We start from the raw sequence: 13073 nt of genomic DNA, 5'->3' as shown, positions 1-13073 counted from the left end.
TGGGTTAGGTCACGCTTACCGCCAGTTCCCCTCGGGCAGAGAGCATCGTAGAGTCGATAGCGGTATGTACCAACGGTACGTACCAGTCGGCTCCGCACTCCCCCATACCGTTGCCCTTGCCCTGAGGACGGATCCCGCCATGCCGCGTCCGACTCCTGCACAGCTCGCTTACGGATCGGCCACCACGGCCCTCTCGGCCTTCGCCCTGCTGCTGCTGTCGCAGGCGAGTTCCGGGATCGGCGTCGCGGTCATTGCACTGGCCGCCCTCGCGCTCGGCCTGGCCGTCTCCCTGACCGTCCGGACGCCGCGTCACCGCACGGCCGGGGCGGCCCCGTTGCCCGAAAGGCGCACGCCCGCGCACGCGGGTCAGGCCACCGCGGGCGCGGGCGCGGGGGATCGCTCACTGCACGGTTGACACCACCACGGTCTTGGCCGCCTTGTCGTGAATGCACTGGTGGTACGGCTCGTCCCAGGTGCACCACAACACGTTCACCAGCCAGAAGACGAAGCCGCAGCACGTCACGATCTGGGGCAGGGAGTAGACGGCCGCGCGCGTCCAGCCCGGCCTGCCCTCCGGGATCGCGCCGTTGTCGAGCATCGCGACCCGGATCTTCAGCAGCATCTTGCCGAGCGTCTGACCGCGCGTGGTCAGCATCAGGCCCTCGTAGAGGAAGTAGACGAGCGCGATGATGATGGACAGGCCGGTGGACTTGCCCTGGTCCTTCCACGGGTCGTACGAGTTCGCCAGCGAGAAGACCGTGCTCACCGGGATGCTGATGATCAGCCCGTCGACGATCCGCGCGATCAGCCGCCGGAAGCGGCTCGCCAGCGGCGGCATCCCCGCCAGCGGGTCGGCGGCGCCGTACTGGTCGCCGTAGGGGCTGCCCGGGCCACCACCGCCGTACGGACCCCCGCCACCGGCTCCGTACGGACCACCGCCCTGCGGGCCGCCTCCCCCGCCGCCGTAGGGGCCACCGGTCGTACCGCCACCGGCCCCGGAGCCCGGATAGGGCGGCGGCGGGGAGGGCTCCGGATCCGGGGGCCGCTTCTTGAAGGGGTCGTCGCCCTGCGGCTGGTCGGTGCTCATGGCCCCAGTGGAACGCAGGCCCGCGATTCCCGCATCCGGCCGCATGCCGTTCGAGTCAGCTCTTCGCCGACGCCACGAACGTACGGGCCGCCTTGTCGTGCCAGCACTGCCGCCACGGCCGGTCGAACAGGCACCACAGGACGTTGAGCACTCCCACGGCGAGCACCCCCAGCAGGCCGTAGACCAGCCACCTGCGCACCGCCGACCCGAACGGGACCGTGTCGTGCGACTCGATGTCCAGCACGCGCACCCCGAACAGCTTCTTGCCCAGCGTGCGCCCCCACTTGGCCGTGGGCAGCGCTTCGTAGAGCAGACCGCCGACCAGGAGCACCGCGAGCACGATCGCCAGGTAGGTGCCCGTCGTGCCGTCGAGCAGCCAGACGCGCACGGTCTCGCCGGACTGCCGGGCCTGCTCCACCTTCGCGTCGATGTGCTCGACCGACTTGCCCCACAGCGGTGCGGCGGCGGCGCCCACGGCACCGCCGAGCACGACGGTGTCCAGCAGCCGGGCCGCGAGCCGCCGGCCGAGCGGGGCGGGGCGGCCCTGCGCCTGGGCAGCCAGCAGGAAGGGGTCGTCCTTGGGCGGCTTCCAGGGCATGACGCCCTCGCCCCCGCCGGGCGGCTGCTGCTGGGCGAGTTGCTGTACCTGCTGGGCCCAGCCCACGGGCTGGGGCCGGTCCGCGGGGACGGGCGCGGACTCCGGGCGCCGGGCCGGCAGGGAGGCGGCCTCGGGCTCGGCCGGCGCCTCCCGGTCGCGCGGGCCGGGCCACGCCTTGGGGGCCGGCTGCGCGGCCGGGGCCGGGCGCGGCCCGGACAGCGGCAGGGGGGCGGGCGGGCCGCCCGGGGCGGCGCCGTGGGGCTTGGGGCGGAGGTTGAGGGTGCCCTGGCCGGGGACGCCGGTCTGCCCCGCCGGGGGCGTGACGGCCTCCTCGGCGGGCGGCGCGGGCAGGCGCGGGTCGCGGGCCTTGGGCAGCGCCGGGGCGGCGGAGCCGCCGCCTTCGCCGTCGCTGCCGCCTGCACTGCCGCCTCCGCTGCCGCCCGCACTGCCGCCCCAGGAGACGCGGCGATCCTTCTCCCCGCCGAAGCCGTCCTGGTGCGCGGTGTCCGCCTGCCAGGCGCGGGCCGCCTCGCCGCGGGCCTCCGCAAGCCCGGGGTCCTCGTCCAGGAACACCGGCCCGGTCTCGTCCGGCAGCTGCCCGCCCGCCGGGGGCCGGCCGCCGCCGGTGGCCGGGCGCGGCGTCGGCGGTACGGGCGGGGCGAGCACGGGCCCCGGCGCGGCGGCGACCGAGGCGGGCGGCGCGGGCATGGGCTCGCCCTCGGCGGGCGCGGGACGGCTGGTGCCGGGCACCCAGGCCGTGCCGCTCCAGTAGCGGATGTAGCCGGGAATGGACGGGTCGGGGTAATAGCCTTCGCGGGGGGTGTCCCCGGGACCGTCAGGAGAGGTCACCAATGCCCCCAACTCCGTTCATGCACAACACACTTGACCTATCCGCCGTCTCCGGCATCGATGGCCCCCGGCCGCGCGGCCGCGCGAGCGGGGGCACACCACGGCTCTCGGCTCGAGCTCGGGTACGTGTCGTACGTACCACAGGACCCGGGCGGGCGCCTGCGTCCGCCCCGGCACGACACTAACGAAGAGCGGGGCCGCCGGAAGAAGGAGACCGGCGGAAACACTGCCATCGGGCGACAGCGGACGGGGTTCGGAGCGGAGCGCAAGACACCCGAACGAGGACCGCTCGCAAGTACGTGCGGACACCGCGGCCGGCTTCCGAACACTCCGGGGCCCGGCCGCGGTGAAGCTAGTGGCTCCGCAGGGAACGCAGGAGCGCGAGAACACCACAGAGAACGTTCCGCACCAATTCCCACCCCGGAGCTATGGCCGTCGATTGGCGCACCCTGGAGAAATACTCGTCGCTCGAAAGCTCACCGGCCATCCAGCGCCGCCCCGACTCGACGATCTCGCCATCCCGCGTGATCATAGGGACCCCCTGCCCTGCGTAGACGTGTGCCGACCCTAGGGCGTCGCGGCCCGCGACGCCCGTTTCGCCGCACCTTCACACCTTCTACCCCATCGCTGAGGTAGTCTCACCTCGTCGATTGCCGACATCCAAAAAAGAGCGAATCATTCCGCAATTTCCCTGCGCCCCAGGGCGGTCGCCGTACCGATCATGTGCGCGAACACCAGCACGTAGGACTTGCGCACCTTGGAGAGCTCTTTCGCCTTGGGCGCGTCGATAATCAAAACCCCCTGCGGGACGCTCCCCGCGTACGCCGGGGCGACGACGGCGGCCCGGTAGTCATCACCCAGGTTGATTTTCAAATTACCCTTGGTGTCCCGGTTGTCGACAATATAGACCGGCTCGCCCTGCCGTATCGCATAGAGCAGAGCCGCCTCGTCCTTTTCGTCGAACCGCTCCGGAGGAGTGGCACCGCCGAAGACCACCTCCCGCTTCAGACGGCCGTCCTCGTCCAGGGAGTAGAACGCCGCCCGTGCCCGGGGGCTGGCGTCCTTCGCCAGGGTGGTGATGAGCCGGTCGTGGATCTGCCGCAGGATGGCCAGGGAGTCGTCCGGCCCCGCCGTGAGTGTCCCCATATGGTCGATGACCGCGGACATCGCCGCCTCGAATTTGATTCCCTCGACCTGCCGGTAGCGGCGCTGGGCAAGCAGCGAAAGCAAGGGCGCCAGCATGGCCGAGATCGCCGAACAGACGATGAGCAGCACTTTTCCGGCGCCGCTCGCCCCGCCGATTTGCGTGGTGCAGAGAACGGTCAGCCCAGGGGAGACAACAGGTAGTGCATAGAAGAAGAAATCGCGCCATTTCGATTGTTTCTTGCTGTCCGCCATCACACCTTCTTCGGGACATCAGCCGCTGCGATAGCGGTCCATTATTCCGGCATTCCCGCGGCCGTGATCCCGAACGAAGCCGTGATCCCGAACGAAAAGGTGTTTCGGCGCAACCGGGGTAGCACTTCCCGCACGTGCGCCCTCTGCAGGGGCCGCGCGCCACGCCGGAAGAAGTCGCGCGAAGTCGCGTAATGAGACCCGCCCCGCGCGCTCTCTTCCGGTACCGACCCCGAGGAGAGAGGTCCCGCACATGCACACCGTGGTGGAGCTGGAACTGAAGGTCGACATGGTGCTGTCACCGGAGCACAACATTCCGGTCGCGGCCCGGCTGGTCTACCGGACGGAGGACCCGTACGCCGTCCACATCACCTTTCACATCACCTCGGAGAAGCCGGTGACGTGGACGTTCGCACGCGAGTTGCTGGTGGAAGGGGCGTTCCGGGTCACCGGCGAGGGGGATGTGCGGGTGTTCCCCGGCAGGGACGCGGGGCGCCCGGTGGTATGCGTCGCGCTGTCCTCGCCGGAGGGTCACGCGCTGCTGAAGGCCCCGGCGCGGGTGGTGTCGGCGTGGCTGGACCGGACGCTGCGGGCCGTTGCGCCCGGCGAGGAGCGGCAGTGGCTCGCCCTCGACGAGGCCCTGCGGGAGCTGCTGGCCTCGGGCGCCTAGCCTCCCCGTTTCAGTTCGGGTCGGCTGAGCTGGGCTGACTGGGGTGGGCCGTGACCGCCGGCGGTGGGCATGGCCGGGGCCCCGGCGCTCGGGTCGGGCGCTCCGGGGTTCCTCGGTCGGGGATGGGCAGGGGCAGCGCCGCTGGTCAGGTTGCCGGCCTCGGCAGGGCCGCGAGGCAGGCGAAAGCGTTCACCAGCTCATGCCGCCAGGGCCGGCCGGCGGCGATCCGCAGGTGAAGACGGCGGCCTGCGCGGGTGGTGCGGGCGGCTGCGTGCAGCACGGTGCAGCCAGGCGACCTCCCGGACAGCAGCCCTCGCCGAGCCCGGCCGGGCGAGTGCGGCCGGGTCGATGCCCGCCGGCAGGCGCCAGGCGGTAGGAGTGGAGGCAACCGGGCCGAACACCTCCGCCTGGTCTCGCAGCAGGCAAGGTCCACTGTCGCTTCGCCGCCGTCGGCGAGCATCACCGCCGGATCGACCGCGATCCGCAAGGATCAGCCGCGCCCCGAAAGGCTCGCCTCCTGCGCGTCGATCAGCTCATCCCAGTGCTCTCGCGTCCACTCGCAGGCTGCGTCCAGCGGGCCCAGCAGGCCCAGGCCGAGCGCGGTCAGTGCGTACTCGACGCGGCGCTCCGTGCCCTTGTACTCCTCCCGTACGACGAAACCGTCCCGCTCCAGCCGGCGCAGGGACTGGGTCAGCGATTTGGCCGTGACGCCACGCAGCGGGACCTTGAGCTCCGAGAATCGGCGCGGGCCGTCCTGCAGGCACCGCAGGATCAGCGTGGCCCACTTGTCACCCACGCGGAACGGCACCAGGGGGGACGGACAGACGGGGTCGAACATCTGGGGATCAAGTGGGGTCCGTTCGGCCTGCGGCTTCGTCATGATCCACACGGTAGGGCGGTATCCGAGCGGAAACCAGCCCTCGGCCTAGGCTCCCGCCCATGGAAGCCAAGAGCAGCAAGATCATCGTGTTCGGGTCGGGCGGCCGGGTCGGCCGGGCGGCCGTGGCGGAGGCCCGGCGGCGGGGCCACGAGGTCACGGAGGCCGGGCGGGCCGACGGGGAGGCGACAGACCCAGCAGCTGTGGCGCGGCTCGCGGCCGGGCACGACGCGGCGATCGTCGCGGTGTACGACCCCGGGATGCGCCCCGGGGAGTTCTTCCCCGCCGTCGCCCGTGCCCTCGCGGAGGGGCTCCCGGCGGCTGGGGTGAAGCGGCTGGTGTCGGTCGGGCTGGCGTCCGTACTGCCCACCGCTTCCGGGGACTTGCTGATGGACACCCCCGGGTACCCGCAGGAGTGGCGGGAGTTCTACCTCGGCCACGGCGCCGGTACCGAGGCGCTGCGCGCGGCCGCGCCGGAGGCGCTGGACTGGGTGGTGCTGAGCCCGGCGGGGGACTTCGACCACGAGGGCGAGCCCTCGGGCGGGTACGCGCTCGCCCCGGCCGCCGCCGACAGCCGGATCACGCCCGGGGACTTCACTCGCGCGCTGCTGGACGAGGTCGAGGTCCCGACCCTGCACCGGACCCACGCGGGGGTGTCCGCCGTATGACCGGGACGGTCCACGACAACCAGACCCCATGGATCGCCGACCACATCCGCCGCTTTGAGGAGACCGGCGGCTACCCCCGCCCCGGGGTGGCCGACCTGCTCCTGACCACCCGGGGCCGCAAGTCCGGCCTGCTGCGCCGAACGGCGCTGGCGTACGTCCGGGACGAGGACGCGTACGTCCTGACGGCGTCCAACGCGGGCGCGGACCGCCACCCGGCCTGGTACCTGAACCTGCTGGCTACCCCGGAGGTCACCCTCCAGGTCGGCGCGGCCACCTTCCCGGCGACGGCCCGGCCGGCCACGGCGGCCGAGTCAGCCCGCCTGTGGCCGGCTGTCGTGGCCGCGATGCCTTCGTACGCGGCCTACCGCACCGCGACAGCCCGGGAGATCCCGTTGGTCCGGGTCACCCCGGCGGCACGAGCGGGCTGAAGAAAAGCGCAGGCTAGAGGACCTTGCCGGGGTTGAGCAGTCCGAGCGGGTCGAAGACGGCCTTGATGCCGCGCTGCATCTCCATGGCCACCGGCCCGGCCTCCTTGGCGAGCCACTCCTTCTTCAGCACACCCACCCCGTGCTCGCCGGTGATCGTGCCGCCGAGCTCCAGGCCGAGGGCCATGATCTCGTCGAAGGACTCGCGGGCCCGGCGCGCCTCACCGGGGTCGGCCGGGTCGAAGCAGACGACGGGGTGGGTGTTGCCGTCGCCGGCATGGGCGCAGACGGCGATGGTCAGGCCGTACTTGCGCCCGATGGCGGCGGTGCCCTCCAGCATGGCGGCGAGCCTGCCGCGCGGAACGCAGACGTCGTCGATCATCGTGGCGGGCCGCAGCCGCTCCAGCGCGGGCAGGGACAGCCGGCGCGCCTGCAGGAGCAGGTCCGACTCGGCGGCGTCCTCGGCCGGTACGACCTCAGTGGCGCCGGCGGCCGTGCACAGCGCGGCGACGGCGGCCAGGCCGGGCGCGGGGTCGGGGGTGTCGAAGGCGGCGAGGAGGAGGGCTTCCGTCGTCTCGGGAAGGCCCATCCTCGCCATGGAGTTGACCGCCCGCACGGTCGTGCCGTCCATCAACTCCAGGAGCGAGGGCGCGTGTCCCAGCTCCATGATCTGCCGTACCGCCTCGCAGGCCTGCGCGACGGAGGGGAACTCGGCCGCCAGGACCCGCTGTTCGGCCGGGGCGGGCCGGAGCGCCAGGACGGCCCGTACGACCACGCCGAGGCTGCCCTCGGAGCCGACGAACAGGCGGGTGAGATCGTAGCCTGCGACGCCCTTGGCGGTGCGGCGGCCGGTGGTGAGCAGCCGCCCGTCGGCGAGGACGACGTCCAGACCCAGCACGTACTCGGCCGTCACCCCGTACTTGACGCAGCACAGTCCGCCCGAGGCGGTGCCGATGTTGCCGCCGATGGTGCACTGTTCCCAGCTGGAGGGGTCGGGCGGGTAGCACAGGCCGTGTTCGGCGACGGCCCGGGAGAGGGCGGCGTTGACGACGCCCGGCTCGACGACGGCGATCCGCTCGACGGGGTCGATCTCGATGATGCGGTCCATCTTGACGAGCGAGAGCACGATGCAGCCGTCGGTGGCGTTGGCGGCGCCGGAGAGCCCTGTGCGGGCGCCCTGCGGGACCACGGGCAGGCGCAGCGCGGTGGCGGTCCGCATGACGTGCTGCACCTGCTCCGTCGTGCGCGGCAGGACGACGACGGCCGGGCTGCCGGACTCGCAGAAGCTCGCCATGTCGTTGGCGTAGGAGACGGTGACGTCGGGATCGGTGACGACGGCCTCGTCGGGGAGCCCGTCGCGCAGCAGCTTGATCAGTTCGCCCATGGCCTCAGCCTGTCACCGGGCGGGCCAAAAATCAGCCCGTCCGGCGATTGAGGACAACGCCTGCCCGGCAGGGTCAGAGGTTGCCGCGCCTGTCCTGCTCCCGCTCGATGGCCTCGAACAGTGCCTTGAAGTTGCCCTTGCCGAAGCCCATGGAGCCGTGCCGTTCGATCATCTCGAAGAAGACGGTCGGGCGGTCCTGGACCGGCTTGGTGAAGATCTGCAGCAGGTAGCCGTCCTCGTCGCGGTCGGCGAGGATCTTCAGCTCGCGCAGGGTGTCGATGGGCACCCGGGTCTCACCGACCCACTCCCCCAGCGTGTCGTAGTACGAGTCCGGGGTGTCGAGGAACTGCACGCCCGCGGCGCGCATGGCCCGCACCGTCGCGACGATGTCGTTCGTGGCGAGCGCGATGTGCTGGACGCCGGGGCCGTTGTAGAACTCCAGGTACTCGTCGATCTGCGACTTCTTCTTGGCGATGGCCGGCTCGTTGAGCGGGAACTTCACCTTGCGGGTGCCGTCCGCGACGACCTTCGACATGAGCGCGGAGTACTCGGTGGCGATGTCGTCGCCCACGAACTCCTTCATGTTGGTGAAGCCCATGACGTTGTTGTAGAAGGCGACCCACTCGTCCATCTTGCCGAGCTCGACGTTGCCGACGCAGTGGTCGATGGCCTGGAAGCGGCGCTGCCCGGGCTCGACGACCGGGTCGGCGGCGACGAAGCCCGGCAGGTACGGCCCGGTGTAGCCGGAGCGCTCGACGAGGGTGTGGCGGGTCTTGCCGTACGTGGCGATGGCGGCGAGGACGACCGTGCCGTGCTCGTCCTTCAGCTCGTACGGGGCCTCCAGGCCGGTGGCGCCGTGCTCGACGGCATAGGCGTACGCGGCGCGGGCGTCCGGCACCTCGATGGCCAGGTCCACGACGCCGTCGCCGTGCTCGGCGACGTGGTCGGCAAGGAAGCGTCCGTGTTCGGTAACGGGCTTGATCACGGTGGTGAACACGAACCGGGCGCCGCCGGACTCCAGGACGTAGCTGGCGGTCTCACGACTGCCGTTCTCCGGCCCCCGGTACGCGACACGCTTCATGCCGAAGGCGGTGGAGTAGTAGTGCGCGGCCTGCTTGGCGTTGCCGACGGCGAAGACGACCGCGTCCATCCCCTTCACCGGGAAGGGGTCCGCCTGCCGCGCGGTGTGCGGGGTGTGATCCGTGGTCTGTGTCATGGCCGCAGGGTCTCGCCGATCCACAAGGTGCGCAATAGTTTGCCTGTTCACTGGGCATTCTGCACAGTGAAGGCCCGGTGTTACCGAGCGTTCCGTACAGGATGACCACGAGGGGCAGGCCACGGTGATCGATCGTTTGGACGGCAGACTGCTGGAGCTCCTCGCGGAGGAGCCGCGCATAGGCGTCCTGGAGGCCTCGCGCCGCCTGGGCGTAGCACGCGGCACGGTGCAGGCACGGCTGGACCGGCTGCAGTCCCAGGGCGTGATCCGCGGCTTCGGCCCGGACGTGGACCCGGCGGCCCTCGGCTACCCCGTGACCGCGTTCGCGACGCTGGAGATCAAACAGGGCCAGGGCGCAGACGTCCGAACCCACCTGGCAACGGTCCCCGAGGTCCTGGAACTGCACACCACGACGGGCCACGGCGACATGCTCTGCCGCCTGGTCGCCCGCTCGAACGCGGACCTCCAGCGCGTGATCGACAAGGTGGTGTGCTTCGAGGGCATCGTCCGTGCGTCCACGGCGATCGTCATGGAGAACCCGGTACCGCTACGGATCATCCCTCTGGTGAAACAGGCATCAACAGACTGAGGCCGCGCCAGCCCGTCCAGTGCGGGCGAATCCAGCCCGTCCGGCGTTTGAGGACCGGGGGTCCGGGGCGGAGCCCCGACTACCCAGCCCGTCCGGCGTTTGAGGACACGGGGCCCGGGGGCGGAGCCCCGGCTACCCAGCCCGTCCGGCACTTGAGGACACGGGGCCCGGGGCGGAGCCCCGGTTGCGGGAAGGGGCGGGCAGGGGAAAAGCCCCCGCCCAAGCCACCGCAATCAGCAGGCCGGCACATCCCCACCCGAAACCAGAGCCCGCAACGACCCCACCGCATCCTTCAGCTCAACCACCGGCACCAACCGCAACCCCTCCGGCAACTCCGCCTGCGCCTCCGAGCACTCCCCCTTCGGCACAAGAAAGACCGTGGCCCCGTCCCTCCTCGCCGCCTGCGTCTTCAGCGAGACGCCACCGACCGCACCGACCTTCCCGTCGGGCTCGATCGTGCCGGTGCCCGCGATCGTGCGGCCACCGGTCAGGTCGCCACCGCGTCCGTCACCGTCGAGCTTGTCGACGACGCCCAGCGCGAAGAGCAGCCCGGCGCTGGGCCCTCCGACGTCGGCAAGGCTGAGCTCCACCTTGACGTCCTCGGGCGACCGGTGAAGATAGCGCAGGGCGGCCTGGGCGGCGGAGTCCTGCGACTTCTTCATCTCCGCGACGTTGTGCTGCTCGATCTCCTTGTCGGACTGCCCGACGGGGTAGACGGAGCCGTACGGCATCACGGCCCGGTCGGTACGGAACCAGCTGCTGATCACGTTCCGCAGGCTGATGTCCGAGTCCGGGCCGGTGGCCTCGATGGTCGTCATGCGCAACTGTCCACTGGTCCTGCGGCTCTGCGCACCGCTGATGGTGATCACCGGCTTGCTCTTGTGCACGCCGAGAACGTTCGCGGTCGTCGATCCCGGCTGGGCGATGACGAACGGCAGCGGTACGAACGCGGCGACCGCGAAGAGGGCGACGAGGGGCGCGGCACAGACGGCGAGGGTCCGGGTGCGGCGCTTCGTCGCGGACGGCGCGGCCTGAGCGGACTGAGACGGAGCTGGCATGCAGCGAATCTAATTCACGTGCGCGGCGGACGTGGCACGTGGGCGGCTCGGGACGGCCCGTGCGCGCCGCCGCACACCGCTCCGCACGGGCCGGGCCGGGCCGGGCCGGGCCGGGCCGCACCGCAACGGGCCGGGGCACGCTCCGCACGGCCGGACCCGCGCCGCAACGGACCCGCAACGGGTCGGGGCCCAGGGCCCGGTTCCGGGGAAGCGCTCTCCCCGGACCCGGGCCCCGGCCGTCGCGACATCAGGCGCACACCACACGGCGCCGCAGCGCGAACATGGCGCTACCGCAGCGCGTCGGCCACCTCCTTCGCGGCTTCCATGACCCTGTCACCGACCCGCTGCGGCACCGAGTCGGTGAGCATGACCACACCCACGCTCCCCTCTATCCCGGACACCCCGACCAGCGGCGCCGCCGCCCCGCTCGCCCCGGCCTCCAGTTCGCCGTGCGTGAGCGCGTATCCGGGGTTGTCGACCTCGCCCCTGCGGGCGGCGAGGATCGCCCTTCCTGCCGCGCCACGGTCCAGGGGGTGTCGGAACCCGGTGCGGTAGGCCACGTGGTAGTCGGTCCAGGTCGGCTCGACGACGGCGACCGCGAGCGCCTCGGCGCCGTCGACGAGCGTGAGGTGAGCGGTGGCGCCGATGTCCTCGGCCAGCGACCGCAGGGCGGGCAGGGCGGCCTCCCGTACGAGCGGGTGCACCTGCCGCCCGAGCCGTAGCACCCCGAGCCCCACCCGGGCCCGGCCGCCGATGTCCCGGCGGACGAGCGCATGCTGTTCCAGGGTGGCCAGGAGACGGTAGACGACCGTGCGATTGACGCCGAGCTTGGTGGACAGCTCGGTGACGGTCAGACCGTGATCGGTGTCGGCGAGCAATTTGAGGACGCGCAGTCCCCTGTCGAGCGTCTGCGAAGTCTCCGCGGTCACGACGCCCCTCCTCCGATGAGTGGCGGCCCTCGCCGCGGTGGGGGTGCGCCACCGGTCCCGTCCGGCAGCGCGCGAGGAGAGGCCGCCGGCCGTTGACGCATGATCCGGCTGCGCTCCGCGGCGGCGCTGCCACGGGGCGTGTGCGTGACCGGCACGGTAGCGCCGCCGGTCCGCTCAGCGGAAGAGTCTGCCCACAATCCGGGCACCGCCCAGGTGATTTGGGCACGGAGCGGCAACAGAAGGCCGGGGCACGGGGCCCTTGGGTTTACTGGGCCTTTAGTGTGATCGTCATGCAGATTTCCCGAATAGCCACGATCGTGGCCGCCGGTGTCATCGCGCCGACGATCTTTCTGACGGCTCCGGCCGTCGCCGACGACAAGCAGGCCGTGCCGCCGGCCCCGGCCGCCGCCGGCCAGGTAACGGGTACGGAGCAGACGGGTTCCGCGGAGAACGCCAAGGACGAAAACCGCGTAGTCGTGAAGGTGCAGGGCCCACGGCTGACCCTCAAGGCGGGCGACACGACGTGGACGCCGTTCTCGATGTCGTTCGACAACAAGAAGGGGGAGAAGGACGCGACCATCGCGCCGCATGCCATCTACGTCCCGCTCAAGGCCGACGCGGAGAAGACGGCGGACTACGCGCTCGACCTGGAGTACAAGGACCGGAACGGCTCCTGGAAGCCCGTGAAGCTGGAGCCCCAGTACAGCACCAGCAACAAGGAGGGACGTTCCTTCGTCCTCGCCGGTGCCGTCGACCAGTACACGGTGAAGAAGGGCGACGCGCTCACGGTCGAGCTGCGCCTGCGCTTCGGCAAGCAGACCCCGGCCCACAGCGGCGACTTCCGCGTGACGGGCCTGGGCGGCGACGCGACCACCATGGGGAACCAGGCTCTCGATGTCCTGGCAGCGGCGGTCGGCAGCCCGCAGCCGGGCACCGGTGACACCACCAAGGCCTCCCCCTCCGCCTCCGCGACGACGACCGGCTCCCCCAAGCCGTCGCCGTCGGCCTCGGCATCCGCGTCCGCTTCGGCCTCCGCTTCCGCTTCCGCCTCCGCCTCGGCGCGGCCCACCGCGACCGCCACCAGCACCAGCACCAGCACCGGCACCACGTCCGGCTCCTTCGGTACGTCCAGCACGGGCGGCGGCAGCCAGCTGGCCTCGACCGGTTCCGACCCGGCCACCCCGTACATCGCCGCGGGTGGCGCCGCCGCGGTGCTCGCGGGCGCCGGACTCGTCATGGCGACCCGGCGCCGCCGCGTCGGCGCGCAGGACTGACCTGACCCGTACGTACGTGCGAGGGCCCCGGGCGCACCGCGCGCCCGGGGCCCT

The 13073-nt window shown here is 71.7% G+C and carries 14 protein-coding genes and 1 pseudogene; 6 read left to right on the top strand and 9 right to left on the bottom strand.

The window, feature by feature from the left end; translation table 11 throughout:
• Positions 1–139: 139 nt before the first annotated feature.
• The gene (locus AB0F13_RS10555; protein WP_362078361.1) at positions 140–415 is read left to right on the top strand and encodes a hypothetical protein; all 276 of its coding nucleotides are present in this window, start codon (positions 140–142) and stop codon (positions 413–415) included.
• On the opposite strand, the gene AB0F13_RS10550 is transcribed toward AB0F13_RS10555, so the two are convergent.
• From AB0F13_RS10550 to AB0F13_RS10540, 3 genes are all read right to left on the bottom strand, one after another.
• Positions 401–1087 (bottom strand): RDD family protein, encoded by a 687-nt coding sequence (locus AB0F13_RS10550; RefSeq protein WP_362078358.1) that lies wholly within the window; start codon positions 1085–1087, stop codon positions 401–403. The genes AB0F13_RS10555 and AB0F13_RS10550 overlap by 15 nt on opposite strands.
• 55 nt (positions 1088–1142) lie before the next feature.
• Positions 1143–2534 carry an RDD family protein gene (locus AB0F13_RS10545; RefSeq protein ID WP_362078355.1) on the bottom strand — a complete coding sequence of 464 codons (1392 nt, stop codon included), beginning with the start codon at positions 2532–2534 and terminating at the stop codon, positions 1143–1145.
• A 675-nt stretch (positions 2535–3209) separates the two neighbouring features.
• Entirely contained in the window at positions 3210–3932 is a 723-nt protein-coding gene (locus AB0F13_RS10540; RefSeq protein ID WP_362078352.1) for a GAF domain-containing protein, read from the bottom strand.
• A gap of 250 nt (positions 3933–4182) precedes the next feature.
• Between AB0F13_RS10540 and AB0F13_RS10535 the strand changes: the two genes are divergently transcribed.
• Complete coding sequence (locus AB0F13_RS10535; protein ID WP_362078349.1) at positions 4183–4599, top strand: SsgA family sporulation/cell division regulator; 417 nt, start codon at positions 4183–4185, stop codon at positions 4597–4599.
• A gap of 287 nt (positions 4600–4886) precedes the next feature.
• Here AB0F13_RS10535 and AB0F13_RS10530 read toward each other — a convergent pair.
• Both AB0F13_RS10530 and AB0F13_RS10525 read right to left on the bottom strand, forming a co-directional pair.
• Positions 4887–5083: pseudogene (locus tag AB0F13_RS10530) on the bottom strand (IS1380 family transposase); the annotation flags it as partial.
• A 6-nt stretch (positions 5084–5089) separates the two neighbouring features.
• Positions 5090–5479: a helix-turn-helix domain-containing protein gene (locus AB0F13_RS10525; RefSeq protein WP_362078346.1), complete on the bottom strand. Its 390-nt coding sequence runs from the start codon at positions 5477–5479 to the stop codon at positions 5090–5092.
• Positions 5480–5538: 59 nt separating this feature from the next.
• Here AB0F13_RS10525 and AB0F13_RS10520 point away from each other — a divergent pair, with 59 nt between their 5' ends.
• Together AB0F13_RS10520 and AB0F13_RS10515 are read left to right on the top strand one after the other, a co-directional pair.
• Entirely contained in the window at positions 5539–6144 is a 606-nt protein-coding gene (locus AB0F13_RS10520; protein WP_362078343.1) for an NAD(P)H-binding protein, read from the top strand.
• Positions 6141–6572, top strand: a complete 432-nt coding sequence (locus tag AB0F13_RS10515) for a nitroreductase/quinone reductase family protein (RefSeq protein WP_362078340.1) — start codon at positions 6141–6143, stop codon at positions 6570–6572. The genes AB0F13_RS10520 and AB0F13_RS10515 overlap by 4 nt, the downstream gene beginning before the upstream one ends.
• Positions 6573–6585: 13 nt before the next feature.
• On the opposite strand, the gene AB0F13_RS10510 is transcribed toward AB0F13_RS10515, so the two are convergent.
• Together AB0F13_RS10510 and hppD are read right to left on the bottom strand one after the other, a co-directional pair.
• Positions 6586–7953, bottom strand: a complete 1368-nt coding sequence (locus tag AB0F13_RS10510; RefSeq protein ID WP_362078337.1) for an FAD-linked oxidase C-terminal domain-containing protein — start codon at positions 7951–7953, stop codon at positions 6586–6588.
• A 73-nt stretch (positions 7954–8026) separates the two neighbouring features.
• Entirely contained in the window at positions 8027–9169 is a 1143-nt protein-coding gene (gene hppD / locus AB0F13_RS10505; protein ID WP_362078334.1) for a 4-hydroxyphenylpyruvate dioxygenase, read from the bottom strand.
• A gap of 124 nt (positions 9170–9293) precedes the next feature.
• On the opposite strand from hppD, the gene AB0F13_RS10500 reads away from it, so the two are divergent.
• Complete coding sequence (locus AB0F13_RS10500; protein WP_362078331.1) at positions 9294–9758, top strand: Lrp/AsnC family transcriptional regulator; 465 nt, start codon at positions 9294–9296, stop codon at positions 9756–9758.
• Between the two features lie 233 nt (positions 9759–9991).
• On the opposite strand, the gene AB0F13_RS10495 is transcribed toward AB0F13_RS10500, so the two are convergent.
• Positions 9992–10816: a S16 family serine protease gene (locus AB0F13_RS10495; protein WP_362078328.1), complete on the bottom strand. Its 825-nt coding sequence runs from the start codon at positions 10814–10816 to the stop codon at positions 9992–9994.
• 287 nt (positions 10817–11103) lie between these two features.
• Positions 11104–11745, bottom strand: a complete 642-nt coding sequence (locus tag AB0F13_RS10490; RefSeq protein ID WP_362078325.1) for a helix-turn-helix domain-containing protein — start codon at positions 11743–11745, stop codon at positions 11104–11106.
• A 290-nt stretch (positions 11746–12035) separates the two neighbouring features.
• Here AB0F13_RS10490 and AB0F13_RS10485 point away from each other — a divergent pair, with 290 nt between their 5' ends.
• The gene (locus AB0F13_RS10485) at positions 12036–13019 is read left to right on the top strand and encodes an LAETG motif-containing sortase-dependent surface protein (protein ID WP_362078322.1); all 984 of its coding nucleotides are present in this window, start codon (positions 12036–12038) and stop codon (positions 13017–13019) included.
• The last annotated feature ends 54 nt before the right edge of the window (positions 13020–13073 follow it).

Source organism: Streptomyces sp. NPDC026206 (assembly GCF_040638465.1).
Lineage (GTDB): Bacteria > Actinomycetota > Actinomycetes > Streptomycetales > Streptomycetaceae > Streptomyces.
Note: the sequence above shows the minus strand (reverse complement) of the source record. Positions and strands in the feature narration are given on the sequence as shown.